Here is a 23,631-nt window from a genome sequence, read left to right as displayed (position 1 = left end):
CTTTTTACTCACAACAACAAAAAAGTAATCTAACTAAATCCAATAGCTCGTATCTATATATAAAGAACCGATACTTAATTACACCAACTAACCAACCTAGTTACAAACCCTATAACCATCAAATCCTGTGAAACCATTTCAAAAAATTTTTATCATTTCTGTTCTTGCATTCAACTCGTTGCAACTGAATGCTCAGACATTTGTGGGTGCCTCCAGCACACCGGCTGATAACGGCACACAAAACGGACCTGATGTAACCATTGTACCACCGGGTGGTATGCAAAACGGTGATCTGGTAGTTGTGTATGGCCATTATAACAGCGGAGGTGCGGTAGCCTTATCGGTTAGTTATACAGCAGGACAAACTTGGACAACTAACTCGGCTGGAAACGGTGCAAACCAGAGTACATTTGTTGCATGGTGTCGTTTCAATGGTGCGTGGAATGGAAATCCTATTATATCTGTCCCGTCGGGTAACACCAATGCACTTACAGCTACAATGTATGTTTATAGACCTACAAGTAATTTGGTTTCATGGGCCATTGATCAAAGTCCGGGTCCAAATAATTCAGCAACATCTCCTAATAGCATAACAGGTGTAACTAATGGTGGTGCTAATACTGTAACAATGGCGTTTTGGAGCACGGCTTCCCTCATTACATGGGGTAGTTTAACAGCTGGTTGGACAAAAGCAGGTCTTTCTTCGGAGTATAGAAATAATGGAACAGGTTTACAAGGACATTCAGCAGCATATAGAATAGGTGGTTCTGGTGGTACAGGCAATGTAAGCCAAACCCCTTCTGTTGCAACGAATGCACGTCGTACCATAATAAGCTGGCGCCAGATTTCAAATGATGAATGTACAAATGCCATTCCTTTATTTTCCGGAACCACTTGTGTAAACACAGCAGGAAATGTTTTTGGCGCTACACTTTCAGCGATTACTGTTGCCGCACCAAACTGTGCAACAGGTGTTACCTACGATCTTTGGTACAGTTTTGTAGCGCAAACTACAAACCCTACGATTACACTCAGTAGTATTGGAAGCGCTTTCGTTAATCCCCGTATGCAATTATTATCCGGTACTTGCGGAGGTACTTTAACCTCTCTGTTTTGTGGTACAACTTCTATTAATGCCGATTATTTAGCTCCCGGTACTACCTATTTTGTAAGGGTTTATTCAACAAGTGCCGCTCCCGGTAGTTCCACTAATGCGGGGTTTAATATTTGTGTAACGGATCCTGTAGAACCACCCCCTCATAATGATAATTGTTCCGGAGCTGTGAATCTTCCTATCTGGAATACCTGTAGTAACGTCCCGGGTGATATGGGCGGTGCTACTTTATCAGCCACTTCCATTGTGGGGCCTAATTGTGCCACCGGTGCTACTTATGATGTATGGTACAGGTTTGTGGCCGTTAATACAACCGCTACCGTAACCTTAGCTGCTGTAGGGAATTCCAATAATTTCATCAATAGGAATATTCAGGTACTTTCCGGTAACTGCGGTTCCTTTACTCAAGTTGCGTGTGGTACAAGTCCTGTAAATGCTACGGGGTTAGTACCCGGTCAAACCTACTATATACGTGTGTATTCTACAGCAACACCCTTGCAAAATGGGAATGCACGTTTTAATATTTGTGTTACTACAAGTAATGCACCTGTACGTTATGGTAATACATACGTAAACGTTACTAAGCGTACAACAGGTGGTGTGGTAGAACCGAATGATATTCTTGAAATACGCATGACCATCAGTCATGTACAGGGTATCAAGCAGAATATTCGCTTTGTGGATAATGTGCCAACGAATACAACTATTGCCACGGCGGGTAGTGGTCATGATTCTATCTGGATCCGTACCAATGAGGGTTTAACCTACAAACGTTATACACTGGCAGCAAGTGACGACGCTGCTACTTATGTCGCTTCACCTGGTCTTGGTGAATTTAATATTCGTCTAAATTTAGGGTTTGGTGGTACCACTCCAGGTATTCCTCTTAATAATACTGCTACAGAATCTGCTTCTGCAACAGGAAGAATGGTTGCGTTTGGCTCCACTGTTAACAGTGATAAACCTTTTGCAGGAGGCGGTTTGCTATTTGCTATTGCTTATAGGGTAAGAGTAACCGGTATTGTGGGGGATACCATTACATTAAATCCACCACGATTTATTTATACAGCACAAGGTGGTTTAGGCGTTGATACTACACTTACCGGAATACCTTATAAAATTGTGATCAGTTCACCATTAACCTTGTGTTCTAACAGTACAGGAATAAATAATGCATCTGAATTTGGAGGAACTTTCGGCACGGGTACAACATTGAACCGAAGTACAGATCTAACCGATCCGATTGATGGCTATACATTCATAGGCGATGTGTCTGCCAATGTTAATATCCCCGATGGCCGGTATGCTATTGTAAAAAATATAAGTCCACGCAGTGGTACCAACCGGAATGCAGCAAGGAATCCACCGGCAACCTGTTTCCCCTGGGCTCCAACTGATCCCAATTCCTGTAATTTCAGGATGTTTAATGGTCACTGGTATATTGATGGTGATCATGGAGGTACCACCAACGGATCAGCAGGAACTACACCTCCGGGCCCCACTACTAATGGTGGATATATGCTGCTGGTAAATGCTGATTATGTATCATCAGAAATTTATCGTCATACCGTTACCAATCTTTGTCCCAGCACTTATTATGAATTCTCAGCCTGGGTTCGAAACGTATGTCCTACCTGTGGTATAGACTCAACCGGTACGGCAAGATTTGATCCCGGTGTATTGCCCAATCTTTCTTTCCTCATGAATGATGTGGACATTTATAATACAGGTGAAATTGATACTGTTGGATGGATTAAAAAGGGATTTGTATTCTTAACAGGCCCCTCACAAACAAGTGCTACCTTCTCCATCCGTAACAGTGCACAAGGTGGTGGTGGTAATGACTGGGCTATTGATGACATTGCCGTTGCTACCTGCTTGCCGGGCTTAACCATGCGGCCTAACAATACTCCAACCTATTGCCGCAATGGCTCCATTGATCTTTCGGTAGCCGTATCTTCTTTCTATAACAATTACCTGTACTATCAATGGGAACGAAGTACGGATGGGGGAGCTACATGGCATAATGCACCTGAAATGCCCGGTACACAAACCTTTACTTATACCAATTTCGGTTCTGATTACAGGGATACCGTAGCAGTTCCCACATTCATTGCCACTTCGGCTATGAACGGTTATAAATACCGTATCAGAACGGCTACCATTATTGCCAATCTTTCAAATGATAACTGTTCAATCTATAATTCTTCTGACGTTATTACCATTACTGTTGATCCTAACTGTGTACCTCTCAATGCGGAAGTACTTAATTTCAACATCCGTTTAAATAATAGTAAAGCCCAGTTAACTTGGGACAGCCGTAATGAAGAGGGACTCCTGCGTTATGAAGTGGAAAAAAGCAAGGACGGCCGTAACTTCAGCTATGTTGGTACCGTAGCGGCAAAGGGCAGCGGCAGCGCCAGCTACCTGTTCAATGACGCTGAAGATATCAGTACAAAAACTTATTACCGTTTGAAACTGATTTCCAATAACACATCCACTTACAGTAATATTCTTTCTGTAAGCAATATCAAATCAGCTATTGAAATTACCAACCTCATCAATCCGTTTGATTCTAAGATTTCCTTCCAGTTGCTCACTTCAGCAACAGAAGAAATACAGGTACAGGTGATGGATGCATTAGGCCATCAGATCATCGGACAGAAAATGATGGTGAATAAAGGATCCAATGCCATCCGTCTTGATCTTCCGGTAAACCTGCAACGTGCTACTTATCTCTTACGGGTGGTAAGTGCTTCGGGTACCATCAACCGCATTATCCAGAAACATTAATAAGACTTCTGAAAGCATAAAAAAAGACCATGAACAATTCATGGTCTTTTTTTTATCAATCCTATTGAATGATTACCTGCAGAAATATTTAAACTTCGTACGCTCAAAGTACAAACCCATGCCATCCTGGTAATCGCCATCTGCATAAAACTCCAGCACATAACCATCATTGGAAAGTTTGTAATTTTTATACGTAGTGATGGCAGAATCAACAACAGTACCATTGTCATAATAACGGGTTGCTACTTTCTGAAGTGCATTGGCTGATTTATTACCAAACGGAACCGCCGGCAAATAAGCAGCAGTATAAAACGCATCCGGAAACGTATAAATAAAATTGCGTACGGTTTGTGAACTGTAAGTGAGATCAGACTCAATGATTTTTTCTGTTACGGGAAACAAACTTTCCGTTACAGCCTTGGTAAGATTATTTCCGGTGTAGGTGTATGTAGAACGCAGCAGCGGGAAGAAAGAAGCAGCATACGCATATTCTGTCTTGATAAGATAACCGGCGCTGTTATACGAAAAGGTCATATCAATCAGTTCCGTAGCAGGATCAGTGGGGTCTTCTTTAAAACGGAACAAACGCACCTGCCCGTTACTGTTCTTTACAAAAAAACCAAGATTGCCTACAATAATCGTATCATTCCGGTTGGTGAGGATATCATCTACATACACATCATTGAGAATACTGTCAATCACAGTTACACGACTGGCAATACCGGCTGCATTAAAACTGATATTATGTGCTTCCAGCCCGATGCCGGTTAATGAATCAACTGTAAGTATCTGGCTGATGGTGCAGTTATTACCTACAAATACAGGTGGTTCACCGTCACGGATGGTATCCAGGCTTTTTTCTTTTTTACAGGAGGCCAGCATAGCCAGCAGCAGGGTAGCAAGGGTGATTTTTTTAAGCATGGTCATTTAGTTTATCAGAGCACCTGTGTTTCATCATTCACCGTGGTGCTTGTTTCTACAGTAGTTCCTGTTTCTTCTGCAGTACGCTGCCTGAAGAATCGTTTTTGAAACAGTAATATTACAATAACACCTACAGAAATAGCAGCATCAGCTATGTTAAATATCGGGGCGAAAAAAGTAAAAGGTTTACCGCCGAGGAAAGGTACCCAGGAAGGCATCATCTTACCATCAATAATGGGTACGTACAACATATCCACTACGTTGCCGTGTAAAAAGCCGGCATATCCTTTATCAGAAAAAGCAGCCAGCCCTTCATAAGGCATCTGGCTCATAAGGGCGGCATCAAAACGCATTCCTTTGTCAAAGATCATCCCGTAAAATAAACTGTCAATAAGATTACCCAAAGCACCGGCATAAATCAAACCGGCACAGATAATAAACCCACTGTGGTATTTCTTTTTTACAATATGCGCCAGGTACCAGGTACCGAATATCACCGCACCCAGGCGAAACAGCGTTAAGGCCATCTTGCCCCACTCACCGCCAATCTTCCAGCCATAAGCCATGCCTTCATTTTCGATGAAATACAAACGGAACCAGTTACCGATAATGAACCGTTCTTCATGATACAGCATATGTGTTTTCACCCAGATCTTCAGGGCCTGGTCTGCACAGAGAATCAATAAAATAAGAAGTGCTATATGTTTTAATTTCACAAGGAATGTTTTTAGTGCGGCAAAGATAAGTTTTCAGTGTTTGCAGAATACCGCTTCCTGCAGCGAACCGTCTTTTTAACAACCTGAACTGCTGCCCCGTTCACTATTCCTCAAAATAAACCCGCTTCACCCGCTGGCTGATGCCACTCATGATTTCATAAGCAATGGTACCACTCCTTTTGGCAACTTCTTCTATAGATAGCTGCGGCCCGAACACCATCACTTCATCTCCTTCTTTTACACCGGCTATATGCGTTACATCCAGCATGGTCATATCCATACATACGGTACCAATTACCGGCGCCGGCACACCTTTCACCAGCATAAATCCTTTTCCGTTACCCAGGTTACGGGGATAGCCATCAGCATAACCGATACGAACCGTCGCAATAACAGAGGGTTGCTCAATGATTCCTCTTCGGTTATAGCCCACCGTTTCACCCGGTTGCAGTTGTTTGAGCTGGGCAACAGTGGTTTTTAAACAAAGTGCTTCCTGTAATTCTGTTGGTTCAAAGCCTGTAACACCAAACATACCAATACCCATCCGCACCATATCATATTGCAGTTGCGGGTGACGCATGATACCGGAGGTATTACAGATATGTTTCAAAAATGATTGACCGGTGGCTTGCGCTATCAAGGTACAGGCTTCATCAAACAATCGGGCCTGTGCTTTTGTAAAATCATCTTCATTCGCATCTTCTGCTGCTGCCAGGTGACTGAACACGGTTTGCACTGCAAACAGATCTTTCCCCTGCAGCCATTGCAACAACTGCGTCCATTCTGCAGGCATAAAACCAAGACGGTGCATACCGGTATCAATTTTTATATGCACCGGGTAATACGTAAACCCTTCCTGTTGCAGGTAATTCGCAAAGGCAGCCGTCATTTCCAATGAGTATAACTCCGGCTCCAGGTTATAAGCCGTTAATAAATCAAACGTAACGGATTCGGGGTTCATGACCATAATAGGCAAACGGATGCCCGCCCTCCGCAGTTCCACTCCTTCATCAGCAAAAGCAACAGCTAAATAATCAACACCATGGTATTGCAGCAGGTTAGCAATTTCATAACTGCCGCTGCCGTAGGAAAATGCTTTTACCATCGCCATCAGCTTTACACCGGGCTGCAGCCTGCGGCGTATGCTTTGTATATTATGTGCAATAGCAGAAAGATTAATTTCCAGAACAGTTTGATGCACCTGCTGTTCCAGTAACGGCATCAGTTGTTCCAGTTCAAAACTGCGGGCACCTTTAATGAGGATGGCTTCATCCTGCAGTTGTAATAAAGGCAACTGATGAATCAGTTCTTCCGTACTGCCAAATGCATGATAACTTACGGTGGCGGGTAGCTGTTCTTTGAAGTAATGATGCAGAACCGTTCCCACACCTACCACTCTTTGTACATGATGAGATGCAATCAAACGAACCAATGCATTATAAGTAGCCGCTTCCTGTTCGGTGCCTACGGCAAGATCTGAAAGGATGATGCTCCGGCGGCTGTGCTGCTGTTGTTGTTGTAAAAAATTAAGTGCTATTTCAAAGGAATCAAGATCGGCACTGTAACTGTCATTAATAAGTGTGCATTGATGTCTTCCTTTCTTCAGTTCCAATCGTAAACTCACCGGTTTCAACTGCAGCAGCTTTTGCTGCAAAACTTCTACAGGTATTTCTAAATAAAGACATACGGCGGTACAGGTAAGTGCATTCTGCACAGAAGCTTCATCGGTGAAAGGAAGTTGCAAATGGTGTGTTTGTTGCTTCCATTTCAAAACAATATCTGTATGCTGTGTTTCTTTTTTTACAGATACGATCTGCAGTTCATTGGTTTCATCCTTGCCCCATTGCAACTGTTGTATTGATGTTGATGGAATGTTTACGCCGCCACATACATCCGGTGAATAAATAAGTACGGAAGCTTTTTGAAACAGCTTCCATTTTTCCTGCAGTTTTTGTTCTTTGTTTTCAAAACCTTCACGGTGTGCATCGCCTAAATGCGTGAATACACCAATGGTAGGTTGAATGATGAAAGCCAATGCCTCCATTTCATCCTGCTGCGAAATACCGGCTTCAAAAATACCCAGTGTATGATGCGGTTGCAGTTGCCACACACTCAGTGGTACACCCACCTGCGAGTTATAACTCTTGGGGCTTCTTGCAATCGCAAACCGATCGCTCAGTAATTGGTACAACCATTCTTTTACAATCGTTTTACCATTACTGCCGGTAATACCAATCACGGGAATAGAAAAACGGTGGCGGTGATAAGCGGCCAATTGCTGCAACGCATGCAATGAATTGCTCACTTGTAAAACAGTTGCCTCTTTTAAAACAGATGTATCAATTGCTTCCTCTACAATAAAACAACGGATGCCTTTTTCATAACAGGCATGGATGTAATCATGACCGTTGCGTTTGGAAGTATGCAGTGCAAAAAAAACGGAGTGCGGTGCATCAATAATACGGCGGCTGTCAATACACAGATGTTCAATGGGTGTATCCATCATTCCTTCCTGCACCACCTGTGCCTGAACAACTGTTGCAATGGTATGAATGGAATAATGACTCATGAATGGTTGTGAACTGCGTTACTCTTCTTTGTCTTTTGGTACACCCGGTTTGCGGTTGTACAGTGAATATACAATGGAACCGCCGATGCACCCTACAATAACAACCAATGAAATAACTACCTGCTGATTTTTATTAACGAACGTACCAATCAATTCTTCGCCCAGCATTTTTAACCCGATGAACACCAGTACTATGGCAATGCCCTGTTGCAGGTAATCAAATTTGCTCACCGCACCACGCAGTAAAAAGAAGAGGGAGCGTAAACCAAGCACCGCAAAAATATTAGAGGTATAAATCACCAGCACATTACGGCTGATGCCCATTACAGCAGGAATACTGTCTAAGGCAAATACAATATCGGTGGTAGCCAGCATCACTACTACTACAAACAACGCAGTATAAAGCGGTTTGCCATGGCGGCGGATGCGGTAGTGACCATGCCCATCTTCCAAAGTGATGGGCAGATAACGTTTCAGTTGTTTCAATACCCAGCTATCCTGCGGATCAAACTCATCATCATGATCCGTGGTAAACATTTTAAAACCGGTGTAAATCAAAAATGCACCAAAAATGTACAGCAGCCAGTGAAAACGGTTCACCAGTTCTACACCTACCGTAATAAAAATCACACGGAACAGGATGGCTAATAAAATACCAATGAGTAAGGCACGGGGAATGTATTGTTCTTTTACTTTAAAAAAACTGAAGATGAGTACAAACACAAAAATATTATCAATACTCAGGCTCCATTCCATCAGGTATGCGCTCACATATTCCAGGGCGGTTTGCTTACCTTCTTCAAACCACACAAAAGCACCAAAACCTAAACCCAGCGCCACCCAGAACAAGGTTTGATACAAAGCCTGTTTAATGGTCATGGTTTTAGAACCCTTACTCATCAATCCAAGATCAAATACTACCGCAAGGATTAATACAATGCCAAAAACGAGATACGTAATTTGTGTTGTTGTCATGATCGTATAGAAACCGCAACGTGTTTAAACAGTTGCATATTTTTTTCGGCGCCACCAGGTAAAAACAAAAGCTCCCAGCAACACCAGCACCACCGGTGCTGCTATGTTAATGAGTTGCCATTGCAGTTTTTCTGATTCCACTTTTTCTTTATTAAGCAAACGTACGGCTGCTTCTTTACTGCGCAGTGAAATAACGGAAGCATTCCCCGTCATATACTCCAATGCATTTTGTAAAAATCCTTTGTTGGCAAAGGTAATATTGGCCACCGGGCTGAAACCCATACCATACGGTTGCTCCTGTGTATAACCGTTCAGCACCAGGTCACCATCTGCTACTACTAACTGCTGACTGTTTTCTGCCGTTGCCACAGCAAAGCTTCCGTAATACTTTTCAAAATAACTTCTCATTTCAGCACTGGCACGGTTGGCATACAAACTCTGAAACTTTCCTTCCAGCAAAATACCTACGGGCAAAAAGGATTGTTTATAAAGTTGTGGAGTTTCAACCGTCTTTAATTCATCTAAACTGATCACCGCCGGTGTACTGAGTGTCTTTGCTGTTTCTGATGAAGTAAGCACTACACTCTTCTGTATGCCTTCTGCTTTAACCGTATCAACAGTATTGGCAAACTGGCTCAACACCGGTTCTGAATTTTTGGTAAGCGGATGATTGGTGCCGGTTAAAAGCGGGTAATAGTTAAACGGTACATTACCAAACTGTGGCTTGCCACCTTCAAAACCTACCACCAAACGCATCTTATCACACTGCAGGTCCTGCAATAAATCACGGTTCACCCTTACACCGTACTTAAACAATAAATCATCAATGTTCAAACCACGGTCATACGCAAGCGTACGTGAGGTAAAAGCAAGACTGTCTTTCTCCGCATACAACATATCCACAAACCACAACAGCTTACCGCCCTGCATCACATACTGATCCAGTTTCATCTTTACAGAATCACTGAAGGGAACAGCCGGTTTTACAATGAGCACCGCTGCAAACTCTTTAGGTATTACCGGCGCTGTATTGGGATTGATGATGTTGAATTGATAACTCTTCTCCACCGTTTGTACAAGATCATAGGTTTCAGGACCCGTAGGTTCTCCGTTGCCCACTAAATAACCCACCAGTGGTTTTTGTTTCCGTTGCAGCTTGGCAATGGCATCTGCAAACTTAAACTCCAGTAATGCTTCTGCATTGCCGATTGTTTTTGCAGGGTCAGGTTCGTTCACACCTGTAACAGGATTGGGACTGAAAATGGTTTTACCACTCAGCAGATCCACCGCCAGCAACTGATCACCGGTACGTACAATAGCCGAAGGAAAAATCAAACGCTGGCTGCTTTCATTTTCTTTTTGCTGCACCTGCAGGTTATACGGTAAAATACCCAATGCTTTCAACGAATCATTCATGATCTGCTGCATCACTTCCTGCTGCAGGTTGGGTTGTACTTTCAAAAGACTGTCTACATTAAAACCTTGCTGCCGTTGTGTATTGATGAAATTATAAAACAACTGTTCCCTTGCCTCTAAAGGAATGATCTCCTCCACATTGGTATAACGGATGGTGAGGCGGTTGCCGGCATAAGCCTTCATTTCATGCAACAGATCATCGGTACTGTTCTGCAGCTTGCGGAACACTGCAGGGAACTCACCCGTTAACAACACATCTACTGTAACCGGTTCTTTTAAATTTTTGAGCAAACTGCGGGTAGGAGCGCTGAGGGAATAACGTTGCTCCGCCGTCATATCAAAACGTACCCGAAGTTGTGATGCCGCAAAATTCAGCAGCAGCAGAACAACGGCTGCCAACAACCAACTGTACTTATGCGAAAAAAGTTTCTTCATCGTTATGATTTGCGGCTGATGCGTTGAATGGTGATCACTAAAAAGAAAACCAGCAGACTCAGAAAATAAACCACATCACTTACATCAATCACACCACGGCTTAAAGAACGGTAATGTTCCTGCATACCGAGTTGCTGTATAAAATAATCAGCACCGTTACGAAACACCGGCAAACCTGCCAGTGCATCAAACCCGCTGTACAATACAAAACAGAAAAAAGCAGCCGTTAAAAAAGCTACCACGGCGTTATTGGTAAAACTGCCCGTGCATAGACTGATGGCTGTAAACGCAGCGCTTAAAAACAAAAGCCCGGTATAAGAACCGATCAACCCGCCGGTATCTAACACCGTGCCCTGCTCCGCCAGTGCTCTTAAACTCACCACATAGACCAGCGTAGGCAGCAGGGCCATTACAACTACCAGCAAGGCAGCCGTGTATTTACCCGTTGCAATCTGCGTGGCAGTGAGTGGTTTGGTTTTTAAAATTTCCATGGTGCCGCTGCGCCATTCATCAGGCAGCAAGCGCATGGTAATGGCCGGTATCAATAACAGCAGTACATAAGGTGCCAGTGTAAAAAAATGATCCAGGCTGGCATAACCATAGTCCAGTATGTTGTAATCAGAAAACACAAACAGAAAAAGCCCGTTCAGCAACAGGAACAGAATAATGGTGATATAACCCGTGAGATTGGAAAAAAACTGGCGGAATTCTTTTTTACAGATGGCCCACATAGAGGGGCAAAAATAATGGATAAACCATTGTGCTGCCCGAACATTCTTGCACAGAAAATGTTTAAAGTTTTCATCTGTCCTGCTTTAAAAATTTTCATGCACGTTCAATTGAAGGAAGAAGTTGAGATTTTTAAATGCTTTTCTTACCCCGGAGGGGTATAAATTGAATAACAAACTATGAGAACTTGCTGTTCAACCCCGCAGGGGTTGAACAGCGTTTATGGGCCTGTTTTTTACTCAGACTTTACTCCTTGAGAGTATCAAATGCTTTACCGGCTGATGTAGTAACAGGTTTACAGCGCACCTTGATTTAAAATAATCGTTGAAAGCCACTACAAGCCATATCTTATTTCAAACACCGGGGCTTTTTGAAAAAATGATAGAGGCCTTTATATTTGAAACAGATTCTCAGTCAAACTAAAACTTATATTGATTATGACCAAACCTTTACTCCTGCTCGCAGGCATGCTTGCCTGTGTGCTTACCTCATTTTCACAACCGGTTATAGATGGCGTTACCAACGATGCTCTTTACACGGTGCAGGGCACCGCTTCTGCCAATAACGGATTCGGTACCGGCAACGACCTGGGTGTGATTAAATCCTATGCCTCCACAACCGCATTGTATGTAGCCATTACCGGAAGACTCAACAGCAACAACAATATTGTGCTGTTTATGGATTTCAACAATTACAACGGCCGGGGAGGCAATACACTCGGCGGCAGTTCTTCCAGCAGCAGCGGTGTGTTCAGCACCAGTACAGCGCCGGGTGATTGCGGCGGTAACGGTGGTTTAAACGGCGCCATCATGGATGCCGGTTTTGATGCTGATTATGCCCTCGCTTTTAACGAAGGCAATGGTACTTCCAATCTCTTTCTCGATGGGGTGCGTTTTGGCAGCGGCGGTGCAGGCTATATCACCACTACGTTTATCGGGCAAACACCCAATCAAACAGGCGGGTCTGTAACCACAGCACTCAACCTGGGCGGTACCGGTAATATCATCTTTGCTTACCGTAATGATTATGATCCTTCTACCGCAACGGAGCGGGGCATTGAACTGATGATTCCTTATACCGCTTTACCCGGTGTGAATTATTTAGACCAGGTTCGCTTTTTTGCAGTTATTACCAATGGCTTTGGTTTTATGAGTGATGAAAGCATTCCCGGCACCATCACCGGCGGCAACCCCGGTTGCGATGCCAATCTCTCCGGCCAGGCGTCCACACTCTTTACCGGTTTCAGTTCCCTGCCCGTGGGTTTTACACAGTGGGAAGCAAAGCGTAACGGCAATACCGTGCAACTGAGCTGGCAGGCCGAAGAAACAGAAGCCCTTCAATACTATGAAGTGGAACGCTCTGCTGATGCCACCCGTTTCAGCCCGGTGCAGAAACTGCAGCGGGGCAATAACAGCGGCCGTGGCAGTTATACATGGGTGGATGAGGCGCCCGGCAGCGGCAAGGTTTTTTACCGTATTGCAGCCCATGGTGCTAATGGAAATCTTCGCTACTCACCGCTTTTGAGGGTAGAGGGTAATGAGTCCAAACCTCAATTCAAAGTAATACCGGCCGGCAATGCGCTGGCCCTGCAGTTAATCGGTGTGCGTGCAGGCACTTATCAATTAAGTGTAATGAACAACAGCGGGCAACTGCTTTGGAGCCAAAACCTGGTGCATGACGGTTCTAACAGAACGTTTATGATCAATCAAAAAATTGTTTTGACGAAAGGAATTTATCGGATAGTTTTACGGGGCAAAACTTTACTGCTTAGTTACTCTTTATTGGAATAAATAATACCAACTATGAAGCTTAACTTTTTACACCCTGTATCAACCCAAAAACTAATTATAACAAATACCATTTCAGCTGCAGCTTTCCTGTGGCTGTTTTTTTATGGAGGCTATCATCAAAGGTTAATCCGTAAATTGACAGGCTCTAAATCGGTAGTTCAAACAACACCGCCAGTTAGCTATTCTTACCATGAAAATGATAGCTATTGGGAGCAGACAGAATTTCATAGTCTTTTTGAAACACCTAAAAAAATTGTAATGCTGGGAAACTCTATAACATTTCGAATGAACTGGTTTGAATTGCTGAATCGTCCCGATGTTGCTAATCGGGGCATAGGATCTGATGTTACAGCAGGTTTTGTGAAACGGGTGGGTACAATTCTTAAACTCAAACCTCGTATTTGTTTTATTGAGGGTGGTGTTAATGATTTAGGAGTTCGTGTGCCAAAGGATAGTATTGTATATAATCTGCGTTTACTTATTGATACGTTTCATAAAAACGGAATTAAGCCGGTGTTAACAGCCATTACGTATGTAAGACCACCTTTTACGAATGCAGATTCATTTAATCTCAGAATAACGGAACTAAACCGGGAGTTAAAACAATTAGCAGTACAACACAGGATAACTTTAATTGATCTTAATGAAAGGTTGAGTGAAGGCAACCGTTTAAAAGCGGAGTATGCACAAAAGGATGGGGTGCATTTTACAGCCGCTGCTTACCTGATTTGGAAAGAAGAGATAGAAAAAATCTTAAAGTATGAGGGTTTGTAGTTTTAACTCCTGAAAACAATTTTACAATAAGCCTGTTATACCTACGGGCAATGAGGTAGAAGCAAGGTTACAGTGCGATGGTTCACAGGGGCTTCCTGTGAAAAGCCTCTCCTCACTTGATGATTTGGTTTACTCCGCCCCGGCAACGGGGCGGTTTTTTTACCCGCAGAGCCCCTGCATTAAATTTTTAAAAACAGCCCGCAAAAACTGCCGGGCCTGCTTTTGTACTAAACAAAAACACTTATATTGCGTAGCGTTTTTTCGGTTTCTCCATCCAACCCTGTTCAAAACCGTAGCTGTACCAAATCCGTGTAAAGACTCCTCCTCATCATCCACACATTTTACACGTACACAGAAAACGTTTTGAACAGCTATGATTAAAACTTTACGCTCCCTTTTTTTACGGGTATCATTTTTAAAAGCAGGCCTTCTTGCGGGGTTCTTGCTTGTCGGTTTGATTACCAATGCGCAGGTGTTTTTTACCAATGCAGCACCTTCTGCTACTATTAACTTCAGTAACAGCATGCCAAGTACAGTTGGTTCCAATCCTTCATCTGCATTCAATGCAAGTGGTTTTGAGCCAAATCCAACAACAGCCGGCAGATTAAATTCCAATGCATGGGCAATTACAGGTTGGAGTGACGGTAATTTAGCTTTTGGGGGAACTCAAGCAACAGCAACTACTGATTTTACAAGAGGTGCAACAGCTGTAGCCGTAACTACTGGAGGTATCTATGCCTATACAGGCATACCACAATCTGCAGCAAATCCTTGTTTAATGGTGCAACCCGGTGGAAGTGATTTTGCTCCCGGCACAATTACTTTAAGAATGGTGAATAATGGTACTGCTCCTATAACAAGTCTTGCAGTCTCCTATAATCTTTTTGTACGTAATGATCAAGGTAGAAGTAATTCATTTAATTTCTCATATTCAGTTGATGATGCTGTTTATACCCAAATAAGTACATTAGACTATACGTCAATAATAGCTGCGGATGGTTTGGGTTGGGTATTAGTGGGCGGTGCAGCTCCATCCCGTTCTACCACTATCACCGGATTGAATATTGCACCGGGTGCTTCCATTTACATTCGTTGGTCAAGTGCAGATGTCGGTGGTGCTGGTTCAAGAGATGAATTTGGTTTGGATGATATTGCCCTGACAGCATCATATACTTCTTTGCCTACGAATATTGCTTCTAATCCCGGTATAAATTGGGTAGGCTCTAATCAAACACCAACAACTTATGCACAACCCATCAATTGCAGCGGAACATCCCCTTATGTTTTAAAATACCGTCGTGTTGCAACTACCGCAAACAATCCTTCAGATGGTCGTGGTCAATGGACTACAACGCTCAATGCACAGGCAAGTGGTGCAGATGTTTCCACAACCAACATGACTGGTGGTACGAACAGTGGGTTTCTTTTTACTTCAGGTGGTACTTGCGGGGCTACTGGAACCTATGACAATAAATGGGTTTTTGGAGGACTTGCTTCTGCCACGAGAGATGTTGTTAACGGAAACAACTGGTACAATGTGTCTAATACAACTGGCAGTGAAGACATGGGATTAAACATGTCCACCGCCGGTTATTACACCTTTGTACTTCGTGATGCCGGTTATGCCAACAGTAATTTTTATGTAGGCTATACTGCAGCCGCACCGGTAAGTATTTCGCATACCACAGCTACACAGGTTACACTCAACGGAGATTATTCGCTTACGGTAGATGCTACTTTAAGTGCAAATCCTTCTTTACAAGAAAGTTTTTATCTGCGTTATCGTGTAGGCACAAATGATTTTACAGCAGGTACTTCTTTGGTGCAGGGTAATGTCACATTAAATACTGTAACTTTTAATATTCCACCACAAGTGGTAGGAGCTACGGTTTATTACTATATTTTCAGTACCACTGTTGCCAATGGCACGCTTACCGGTTACAGCGAAAGTGATAAATCATTAGCAGCCCTGCGTGTGGCAGATAACTCCAATAACAACTTTGCCTATTCCATTCCTGTATCAACAACGTACACGTGGGCGGGCGGTGCTGCAGGAGCATGGAATGTAAATACAAACTGGACGCCTAACACCGGTTTCCCCGGTAATGGTGATGCAGTTATTTTTAACAATGCTACTGCTGTAACTGTTACAGCAGTGCCTTCTGTAAACCTCCGTTCTGTTACCATGACGGGTGCAGGTGCTGTTACATGGCAGTCAAGCGCCAACCGTACCGTTAATGTAGGTTTTACAGGTGCGGCAAATCCTGTGTTTAGCCTGGCAGCAGGTAAACAACTTAATTTCTCCGGAACAGGCAATGATATTGTGCTCAATATCAAATCAGGTTTCACAGCTACAATAAGCGGCACTATTGTCTTCAGCGGTACGGCTGCTGCTGCACATCGTCTCACAGGTGAAGCAGCCAATGCAATTACGTTCCAGTCCGGTAGCCGCTTTGAAGCAGGGACAAATTTCTCAGGAAATGCATTTGGCAATTCAGGTGTAAGCAATACTGTTGTTTTTGCATCGGGTTCTATCTATGATTATTTTGACGGTGCCAATCCTTTTGGAACAAATCCAACCGGTTCAAAAGTAGTATTTCAAACAGGCAGCCTGTATCGTCATAATGTCTTGAATTTACCGGCATCCAATGGTGTAACCTATGCAAATTTTGAATTGAATTATAACGGGGCACTCGCTTCCATGAATGCATCTTCTAACCCGATGATTGTAGATAATCTTACAATTACTCAGGGAACTTTAAATCTGGATCTTGCAGGTACGCCCGGTCATGCAATTCGTGGTAATATCACTGTGGCAGCAGGAGCAACATTGAATTTTACACCTTCAAGTGCAGGCACTATCAATTTATCGGGTACAGCTACACAAACAATTTCAGGGGCAGGTACCATTAACATCAACACAAACTCAACAATAAGTGTTTCAAACACAACTGCTGTATTAGTACAAAAGAATATCAACTGTACCGGTACACTTACCGTTGCATCAAATGGTCGTCTTGAGTTTGTAGATGAAAATATTGTAACGGGCACAGGTACGTTTTCAGTACAGGCAAATTCAACCTTGGGTATTGGTTCGGCAGCAGGTATAACCACAGCGGGTACTGCAGCAGGTAATGTGCGTACTACAACCCGTAACTTTATCAGCAATGCACATTATCTCTACAATGGATCAGTAAACCAGGTTACAGGTACCGGCCTGCCCGCCACCGTTAATTTGATATCCATTTCCAATCCCACACAGGTTACATTAACTACTAATAATACACTTACTGACCGTATCAATTTAAATACAGGTTTATTCCTTGCAGGTACAGGTAACAATCTACGTATTGCCAATAACGGTACAGTGTACAGTGCAGGCGGTAATAATCCGGATAACGTATCAGCCGGTAATATTGTATTTGAAGGGGCCGGACAAACTATTGGCACATCACCGGGATTACCACAACTCTACTCTGTTATCATAAATGGTTCGGTTGATTTTAATGGTAATCCTAATACCAACTCTTCTACCATTCTGAATCGTTTGCAATTAAATGCAGGAAGCAATGTAACAGATGCACCGTTTTATAACACTGGTTCTTCATTGGTGTATAGTACCGGCGGAACTTATAACCGTAACGTAGAGTGGGGCAGTGCCAGTGCACAGGGTTATCCGCATCATGTAATTGTGCAGGCTAATACAATCGTTAACTTAAATACAAACCCGATTGTACCAAATGAATTATCTATTGCCGGTGACTTAACACTTGGTAACAGCACCGGTTATGGCAGAGTATTATTAAACGGAGGCATGGCTAAACCGCTCCAGGTACGTGGCAATCTCACCATTGGTAATACTGATGCAAATGCCAACAGTTCGGAGTTAACGCTTTCAACAGTTAACGGCGGTGATTTATGGTTGCACGGTAATTTCACCCGTTATAATAACAGTTTTTATACAGATAATTCACGGGCTATCTTTTTCATAGGCGCTGCTAATGCTACGGTGAATACACCCAATGTAACCATCACACCTGGTGTGCCCACGCAGAATTTCAGTTATGCAATCATGAACAAATCAATGCCGTCGGCTGATCTTACATTGAATTGCCCGGTGGGTATTAATAATGAACTCAGTTTGCAAAACGGTACCATTACCAGCAGCAATACCAACTTACTGGTAATGTATGATAACAGTACGGTGACAGGTATGAATTATGGTACGCTCACCTCCGGCGGCTCCGATAACTCTTTTGTAAATGGCCCGATGAAAAAAATCGGTAACGATGCATTCGTGTTCCCCGTTGGTAAATTGTATGCATCTAATCCTTTAGGTGGCAGCCCCGTGGGTGGTCATCGTTTGATTGCAATGTCAGCTCCGGCTAATACAACGGATGAATTTACCGCACAGTTCTATGTAGCGAGTGCCGGTCTTGTTGGTGCCATTGTAGCACCTGCGGCACCGCAGTTAGTTTGGGTGAGCCGCTGTGAATACTGGCGTTTGGAAAAAAATACACCGGCTGCAGCAACCGTGAATGTTACCCTTTCCTGGAATGCCAGCAGTAACTGTAACATTTCCTATGTAACCAATCTTTCAAGACTGGTGATTGCAGGTAATACTTCTACTACTTATAATGCTACCTCTTATGTTACCGGTTCAGGAAACTGGAACCGCATTGGCGCCAACACTACAACCGGTACTACCGGCGCCGGTACCATTACCTGGAATGGTGTGAATGCCTTTGGTCCTTTTGCTCTTGGTTCTATCAATGCCAATGATAATCCATTGCCCTTTGAACTCAATGCTTTCCGTGCCACCGGTAAGAAAGACCGTATTACTTTGGATTGGGAAGTAAGCAACAATGATTTGCAGGAAGCCTATACCATTGAACGCAGCCGGGATGGAAGATTCTTTGAACCGGTGGGTACTGTTACAGCTACTGCAGCCCGCACGGCTTCTTATGCATTGGACGATCTCAAACCTTTCAATGGCTGGAACTATTACCGCCTCCGTGCCCGTGATAAACAGGATATAACCGCCAGCTCTTCCATCATCAAAGTTTGGTGGGGTAAAGAAGCGGTGGTGAGTGTGCTGCCCAACCCGGCCAAAGAAAAAATTGTCATTAATCTGTCAGACCCAAGCAGCATTCAACAAATACAGCTTGTCAATAGTAACGGCCAGTTGCTGCAACAGTTCAGGGCCATCAGTTTTGTAAATGAAGTAAATGTTTCCTCACTGCAAGCAGGAATCTATTATATCCGTTTAATCGGGAAAAACGGAGCCGTAACCAAAACGTTCGTAAAACAATAAGGATCTCACCCGAAACCAACTGCTGAAAAAAGTCCCGCTCCGGCGGGATTTTTTGTTGCCGGTCAACTCCCGGTCAAAGCCCACTCAAAGGCCAGTCAAAGGCCACTCTAAAGCGTAAGGCATGCACGGGCTGTACAAACAACAAGCTTTTACTAACAGCGAACCATCAATCTTAATTTTTTCTAACTTTACGGAAAAAGGGGAATGACTTATACTGATAAATATATTGTTGAAACCTATGCTGGTCTGTTTGCCGGGCTTAGCGATACAAGTAAACGGGAGTTGATTGAAAATTTATCTAAGTCATTAAAAACGGGAAAGAAAACCCGTGACCATAAATTCTTTAAATCGTTCGGAGCTTTTTCTTCAAAAAAATCTGCTGAATCAATTATTGCAGATATAAAGTCAAGCAGAAAATTCACGAAAAAGCAAATAAAGCTCTGATGCAATACCTGCTTGATACGAGTACCTGTGTTTTCTTTTTGCGGGGAAAGCTTAACCTGGATGAAATAATTAAGAAAGCAGGTTTGGAAAACTGTTTTATTTCTGAGATTACAGTTCTTGAATTACGTTATGGGGCAGAAAACAGCGATACCCCTGCAAAATCACACAAGGCAGTGGATGCATTTGTAAGCGGTCTTTCTATCATACCCATCTACGGTTCTATAAAGCGTTATGCCAAAGAAAAAGTGAGGCTCAGAAAAGCAGGAAAGCCCATGAATGATGAGTTTGATTTGCTAATCGGTGTAACAGCTATTGAACATAAACTCACTCTTGTTACAGATAATATCAAAGATTTTGAGCGACTCGATGGTATAAAGTTGGAAAACTGGTTTAAAAGAAAATCAGAATTGTAACCGAAATAATCATCCCGGTATACACTCTTTTTAAAACTCAACCGAAAATTACACCGCAAAACTCTCACCGCAGCCACAGGTGCGGGAGGCATTGGGATTGTTGAAATGAAATCCCTTGCCGTTTAACCCATCACTGAAATCCAGCGTGGTATTATAGAGATAGAGAAAGCTCTTCATATCAGTAACCACCTTCACACCATTGTCTTCAAATACCTGGTCAGTGGCTTTATCTTCATTATCAAAATCCAGTTTATAACTCAACCCGCTGCAGCCACCACCCACAACAGAAACACGGAGAAAATAATCTTCACCGATGGCTGCCTGTTGTTTCAGATCCCTTACTTTTTCTTTGGCTTTTTCACTTACATAAATCATAACACATCCATTTAAAAAATAAAGAGCAAGTTGCAGGCCATTGTCGGCTCCCTGCTCAATTTGTCACAAAGTTACCGGTTTTCAGGAGTTCTGTCAGGCCATTTGTTCCTGTACAATCCGGATGGTTTGTTCTATGGCAAACTGCAGCTCTTCTTCCGTGGTCATTCTTCCAAAACTAAAACGTACACTGCTTTTGATTTGTGCATCCGTCAACCCCATAGCTTTTAATACATGGCTGGGCGCCGGTTGGGCACTGGTACAGGCGCTGCCGGCTGATACGGCCATCACCCGGTTGAGTGCTGTGAGCAGAGAGGCTCCATTAGGCACGGGAAAACAGAGATTGCTCACCTGTGGTAAACGTTGGGGGCCTCCGCCATTAACGATGGCGCCGGTGGCTGCACATATAGCTGTTTCAAAACGGTCTCTCAGTTGCTGCATACGGGCCGCTTCCGTTGTCATTACTTCAGCAGCAATAGCGCCTGCTTTTCCAAAACCAACAATGCCGGGCACATTGAGCGTGCCGCTTCTCAAACCCCGTTCATGACCGCCCCCGCTTATTTGTTCTTTCAAAACCACACGGGGATTTTTGCGGCGTACATAAAGAGCACCGCATCCTTTGGGGCCATAAAGTTTATGGGCAGAAAAAGCCAGCAGATCAATATTGGCGGTTTGCACATTGACTGAGATTTTGCCTACGGCCTGCGTGGCATCACAGAAAAACAGTACACCGTTTTGTTTGGCAATAGCGCCTGTTTGCTCAATGGGATTGATAACGCCGGTTTCATTATTGGCATACATCATCGCAATAAGCAGGGTAGTGGGGCGGATGCTTTGTTGCAGGAGTTCAAGATCTGGCAAACCATTTTTATCAACCGGCAGTACGGTTATCTCTATTCCTTTTTTGGAAAGAGCGGCACAGGTATCCAGTACCGCTTTATGTTCTGTAGCACAGGTAATGATATGATTGCCTTTGGAAGCATAAGCTTCGGCTACACCCCGCAAGGCCAGGTTGCAACTCTCCGTAGCACCGGAGGTAAAAAGAAGTTCTTCTTTTTCTGCGTGAATCAAAGCAGCTAATTGCTCACGGGCCACCGTAACCGCTTCTGCTGCCTGCCAGCCATAAGCATGTGTGCTGCTGGCGGCATTGCCAAATTGCTTTGTAAAAAAGGGAAGCATGGTTTGCACCACCGTTTCATCAACGGGAGTCGTGGAGCAATAATCAAGGTAAACAGGAACCTGCATGTGTGAGCAACAAAGTTAGCATCGTTGGTTGTAACTTTCCGTCAAAATCAAACCATGCTCAAGGTAGAACATATCGGCATTGCCGTAAAAGACTTTACTGTTTCCATTCCGCTCTTTGAACAATTGCTCAATACGAACTGCTACAAACAGGAGCAGGTAGCATCCGAACATGTAAACACGGCCTTCTTTCAGAAAGGCACCACCAAGATTGAGTTGCTTGAAAGTACTACTGCTGATGGGGTGATTGCTAAATACATTGAGAAGAAAGGTGAAGGTATTCATCACATTGCTTTTGAAGTAGAGGATATTGAAGCAGAAATGAAAAGACTGCAGCAGGCCGGTTTTATATTGCTGAATGAACAACCCAAGAAAGGGGCTGATAATAAGCTTGTGGCTTTTCTGCATCCCAAAACCACCAACAGTGTACTCATCGAAATCTGCCAGGAAATCGTATAAATAAAAATTCCGGCCATACAGCCGGAATTTTTTTATGCAGAAAGTTGAATGCTTATTGTTTGATGAAAGCAACCTGCTCCAGGGTAGAACCATTCTCCACTAAACGGAGGAAGTAGCTGCCCACAGGCATACCTTCTACACTGATCTGTACAAGATTGCCGGAAGTAGGAGTAATTGTTTTCATGAGTTTACCCTGTGTGCTGAAGATCTGGATCTGTTGGTTACGCTGGATACCTTCACCAATCTGTACGTTCACAGTGTTTACTACAGGATTGGGGAAGAGCAACAACTTGATCTTTGCCTTGCTGCTTACACGCACTACACCGGAATAGCCAAACTTACCATCCACATCTACCTGGCGTAAACGATAGAATACCGCAGCAGCATTAATCGGACGGTCATCCGTAAAGCTGTAGTTCTTAACAGAGCCCGAACTGCCGGCAGCAGCTACAGAACCCAGTACTTCCCAATTGTTGAGATCAGCACTTCTTTCAATTACAAATTCCAGTGAGTTGATTTCCTGGTAAGTGAGCCAGGTTAAACGGATCTGGCCGGGAACTTTATTATCTGCATTGAACTTATCCAACGTTACAGGCAAAGGACCTTGACCTGTTGCAGTTAAAGCGGTAGGACCAACCAGGTTAGTGTTGTTAGAACCACCCCATACAATACCTGTAGGGGAAATAGAAATCAATTCGCTGTTACCGTTTGCAGCCAGTACTCTACCACCGGATAACACGTTGAAAGTTGTACCGCAGCCGGTATAAAGTTTACCGCCGGCTTTAAAATCAATGGTTCCGCACACAAATACATAAAGTGTGGGAGTAGCGGCTGTATTGGCAACAGGGCAATTGGTACCACCATTGCTGTAAGTAGGATTGTTTACCTGTACCGTCATGCCGGCAGGAATACAAACAATGTCCATATGACCGGGAAGTGTCCCACCATTCCAGGTAGAACCATCATTCCAGTCACCATTGTTAGTCACCACCCACTTGGTACAGTTACTTCCTGCATTGGGCATATTGCTGCAGGTAGGTTTGGAGAATGCGAAGGGCCAGTTAATACCTTGGCTGAAACTCAAAGAGGTAAATGCTGTTACAAACAGCGAAACGAGTAAAACTTTTTTCATACAGTACTATTTTTTTTGTGTGT

At 43.5% G+C, this 23,631-nt stretch carries 16 protein-coding genes; 7 read left to right on the top strand and 9 right to left on the bottom strand.

Annotated elements, in window-relative coordinates; genetic code table 11:
* Positions 1 to 127: 127 nt before the first annotated feature.
* Positions 128 to 3,907, top strand: coding sequence for a hypothetical protein (locus PDL71_RS16665; RefSeq protein ID WP_407523172.1), 3,780 nt, complete (start codon positions 128 to 130; stop codon positions 3,905 to 3,907).
* Positions 3,908 to 3,979: 72 nt separating this feature from the next.
* On the opposite strand, the gene PDL71_RS16660 is transcribed toward PDL71_RS16665, so the two are convergent.
* The 6 genes from PDL71_RS16660 to PDL71_RS16635 all read right to left on the bottom strand — a co-directional run bounded on the left by PDL71_RS16660 (position 3,980) and on the right by PDL71_RS16635 (position 11,670).
* Complete coding sequence (locus tag PDL71_RS16660) at positions 3,980 to 4,828, bottom strand: hypothetical protein (protein WP_407523169.1); 849 nt, start codon at positions 4,826 to 4,828, stop codon at positions 3,980 to 3,982.
* Between the two features lie 14 nt (positions 4,829 to 4,842).
* On the bottom strand, positions 4,843 to 5,544 hold the full coding sequence (locus PDL71_RS16655) for a lipoprotein signal peptidase (RefSeq protein ID WP_407523166.1): 702 nt from the start codon (positions 5,542 to 5,544) through the stop codon (positions 4,843 to 4,845).
* A gap of 103 nt (positions 5,545 to 5,647) precedes the next feature.
* A complete protein-coding gene (locus PDL71_RS16650) occupies positions 5,648 to 8,113 on the bottom strand; it encodes a bifunctional UDP-N-acetylmuramoyl-tripeptide:D-alanyl-D-alanine ligase/alanine racemase (protein ID WP_407523163.1) in 2,466 nt (821 codons plus the stop codon).
* Positions 8,114 to 8,131: 18 nt separating this feature from the next.
* Positions 8,132 to 9,088: a TerC/Alx family metal homeostasis membrane protein gene (locus PDL71_RS16645; protein ID WP_407523161.1), complete on the bottom strand. Its 957-nt coding sequence runs from the start codon at positions 9,086 to 9,088 to the stop codon at positions 8,132 to 8,134.
* A gap of 24 nt (positions 9,089 to 9,112) precedes the next feature.
* Positions 9,113 to 10,939, bottom strand: coding sequence for a gliding motility-associated ABC transporter substrate-binding protein GldG (gene gldG / locus PDL71_RS16640; protein WP_407523158.1), 1,827 nt, complete (start codon positions 10,937 to 10,939; stop codon positions 9,113 to 9,115).
* A 2-nt stretch (positions 10,940 to 10,941) separates the two neighbouring features.
* A complete protein-coding gene (locus tag PDL71_RS16635; protein ID WP_407523156.1) occupies positions 10,942 to 11,670 on the bottom strand; it encodes an ABC transporter permease subunit in 729 nt (242 codons plus the stop codon).
* Positions 11,671 to 12,105: 435 nt separating this feature from the next.
* Between PDL71_RS16635 and PDL71_RS16630 the strand changes: the two genes are divergently transcribed.
* The 5 genes from PDL71_RS16630 to PDL71_RS16610 all read left to right on the top strand — a co-directional run bounded on the left by PDL71_RS16630 (position 12,106) and on the right by PDL71_RS16610 (position 20,403).
* Complete coding sequence (locus tag PDL71_RS16630) at positions 12,106 to 13,458, top strand: hypothetical protein (RefSeq protein WP_407523153.1); 1,353 nt, start codon at positions 12,106 to 12,108, stop codon at positions 13,456 to 13,458.
* Positions 13,459 to 13,470: 12 nt separating this feature from the next.
* Positions 13,471 to 14,232 carry a GDSL-type esterase/lipase family protein gene (locus PDL71_RS16625; protein WP_407523150.1) on the top strand — a complete coding sequence of 254 codons (762 nt, stop codon included), beginning with the start codon at positions 13,471 to 13,473 and terminating at the stop codon, positions 14,230 to 14,232.
* 373 nt (positions 14,233 to 14,605) lie between these two features.
* Positions 14,606 to 19,546, top strand: coding sequence for a T9SS type A sorting domain-containing protein (locus tag PDL71_RS16620; protein ID WP_407523147.1), 4,941 nt, complete (start codon positions 14,606 to 14,608; stop codon positions 19,544 to 19,546).
* Positions 19,547 to 19,750: 204 nt separating this feature from the next.
* Positions 19,751 to 19,990: a hypothetical protein gene (locus tag PDL71_RS16615; protein ID WP_407523145.1), complete on the top strand. Its 240-nt coding sequence runs from the start codon at positions 19,751 to 19,753 to the stop codon at positions 19,988 to 19,990.
* Positions 19,990 to 20,403, top strand: coding sequence for a type II toxin-antitoxin system VapC family toxin (locus PDL71_RS16610; RefSeq protein ID WP_407523143.1), 414 nt, complete (start codon positions 19,990 to 19,992; stop codon positions 20,401 to 20,403). Before PDL71_RS16615 ends, PDL71_RS16610 begins: the two co-directional genes overlap by 1 nt.
* Before the next feature lie 48 nt (positions 20,404 to 20,451).
* Here PDL71_RS16610 and PDL71_RS16605 read toward each other — a convergent pair whose 3' ends face one another.
* Positions 20,452 to 20,778, bottom strand: coding sequence for a HesB/IscA family protein (locus PDL71_RS16605; RefSeq protein WP_407523140.1), 327 nt, complete (start codon positions 20,776 to 20,778; stop codon positions 20,452 to 20,454).
* 93 nt (positions 20,779 to 20,871) lie between these two features.
* A complete protein-coding gene (locus tag PDL71_RS16600; protein ID WP_407523137.1) occupies positions 20,872 to 22,020 on the bottom strand; it encodes a cysteine desulfurase family protein in 1,149 nt (382 codons plus the stop codon).
* 54 nt (positions 22,021 to 22,074) lie between these two features.
* Between PDL71_RS16600 and mce the strand changes: the two genes are divergently transcribed.
* Entirely contained in the window at positions 22,075 to 22,476 is a 402-nt protein-coding gene (gene mce, locus PDL71_RS16595) for a methylmalonyl-CoA epimerase (protein WP_407523135.1), read from the top strand.
* A gap of 52 nt (positions 22,477 to 22,528) precedes the next feature.
* Here mce and PDL71_RS16590 read toward each other — a convergent pair whose 3' ends face one another.
* The gene (locus PDL71_RS16590) at positions 22,529 to 23,608 is read right to left on the bottom strand and encodes a T9SS type A sorting domain-containing protein (protein WP_407523132.1); all 1,080 of its coding nucleotides are present in this window, start codon (positions 23,606 to 23,608) and stop codon (positions 22,529 to 22,531) included.
* Positions 23,609 to 23,631 lie beyond the last annotated feature (23 nt).

Origin of the sequence: Lacibacter sp. MH-610 (assembly GCF_045780045.1) — a bacterium.
Taxonomy (GTDB): Bacteria; Bacteroidota; Bacteroidia; order Chitinophagales; family Chitinophagaceae; genus Lacibacter.
This window is presented reverse-complemented; position numbering and strand designations above follow the sequence as displayed.

Bases quoted from the DNA above. Each gene is read 5' to 3' on its own strand.
- PDL71_RS16660 (WP_407523169.1), bottom strand. From the start codon at position 4,828: ATGCTTAAAAAAATCACCCTTGCTACCCTGCTGCTGGCTATGCTGGCC.
- PDL71_RS16650 (WP_407523163.1), bottom strand. From the start codon at position 8,113: ATGAGTCATTATTCCATTCATACCATTGCAACAGTTGTTCAGGCACAG.
- PDL71_RS16645 (WP_407523161.1), bottom strand. From the start codon at position 9,088: ATGACAACAACACAAATTACGTATCTCGTTTTTGGCATTGTATTAATC.
- gldG (WP_407523158.1), bottom strand. From the start codon at position 10,939: ATGAAGAAACTTTTTTCGCATAAGTACAGTTGGTTGTTGGCAGCCGTT.
- PDL71_RS16635 (WP_407523156.1), bottom strand. From the start codon at position 11,670: ATGTGGGCCATCTGTAAAAAAGAATTCCGCCAGTTTTTTTCCAATCTC.
- PDL71_RS16630 (WP_407523153.1), top strand. From the start codon at position 12,106: ATGACCAAACCTTTACTCCTGCTCGCAGGCATGCTTGCCTGTGTGCTT.
- PDL71_RS16625 (WP_407523150.1), top strand. From the start codon at position 13,471: ATGAAGCTTAACTTTTTACACCCTGTATCAACCCAAAAACTAATTATA.
- PDL71_RS16620 (WP_407523147.1), top strand. From the start codon at position 14,606: ATGATTAAAACTTTACGCTCCCTTTTTTTACGGGTATCATTTTTAAAA.
- PDL71_RS16615 (WP_407523145.1), top strand. From the start codon at position 19,751: ATGACTTATACTGATAAATATATTGTTGAAACCTATGCTGGTCTGTTT.
- PDL71_RS16610 (WP_407523143.1), top strand. From the start codon at position 19,990: ATGCAATACCTGCTTGATACGAGTACCTGTGTTTTCTTTTTGCGGGGA.
- PDL71_RS16605 (WP_407523140.1), bottom strand. From the start codon at position 20,778: ATGATTTATGTAAGTGAAAAAGCCAAAGAAAAAGTAAGGGATCTGAAA.
- PDL71_RS16600 (WP_407523137.1), bottom strand. From the start codon at position 22,020: ATGCAGGTTCCTGTTTACCTTGATTATTGCTCCACGACTCCCGTTGAT.
- mce (WP_407523135.1), top strand. From the start codon at position 22,075: ATGCTCAAGGTAGAACATATCGGCATTGCCGTAAAAGACTTTACTGTT.
- PDL71_RS16590 (WP_407523132.1), bottom strand. From the start codon at position 23,608: ATGAAAAAAGTTTTACTCGTTTCGCTGTTTGTAACAGCATTTACCTCT.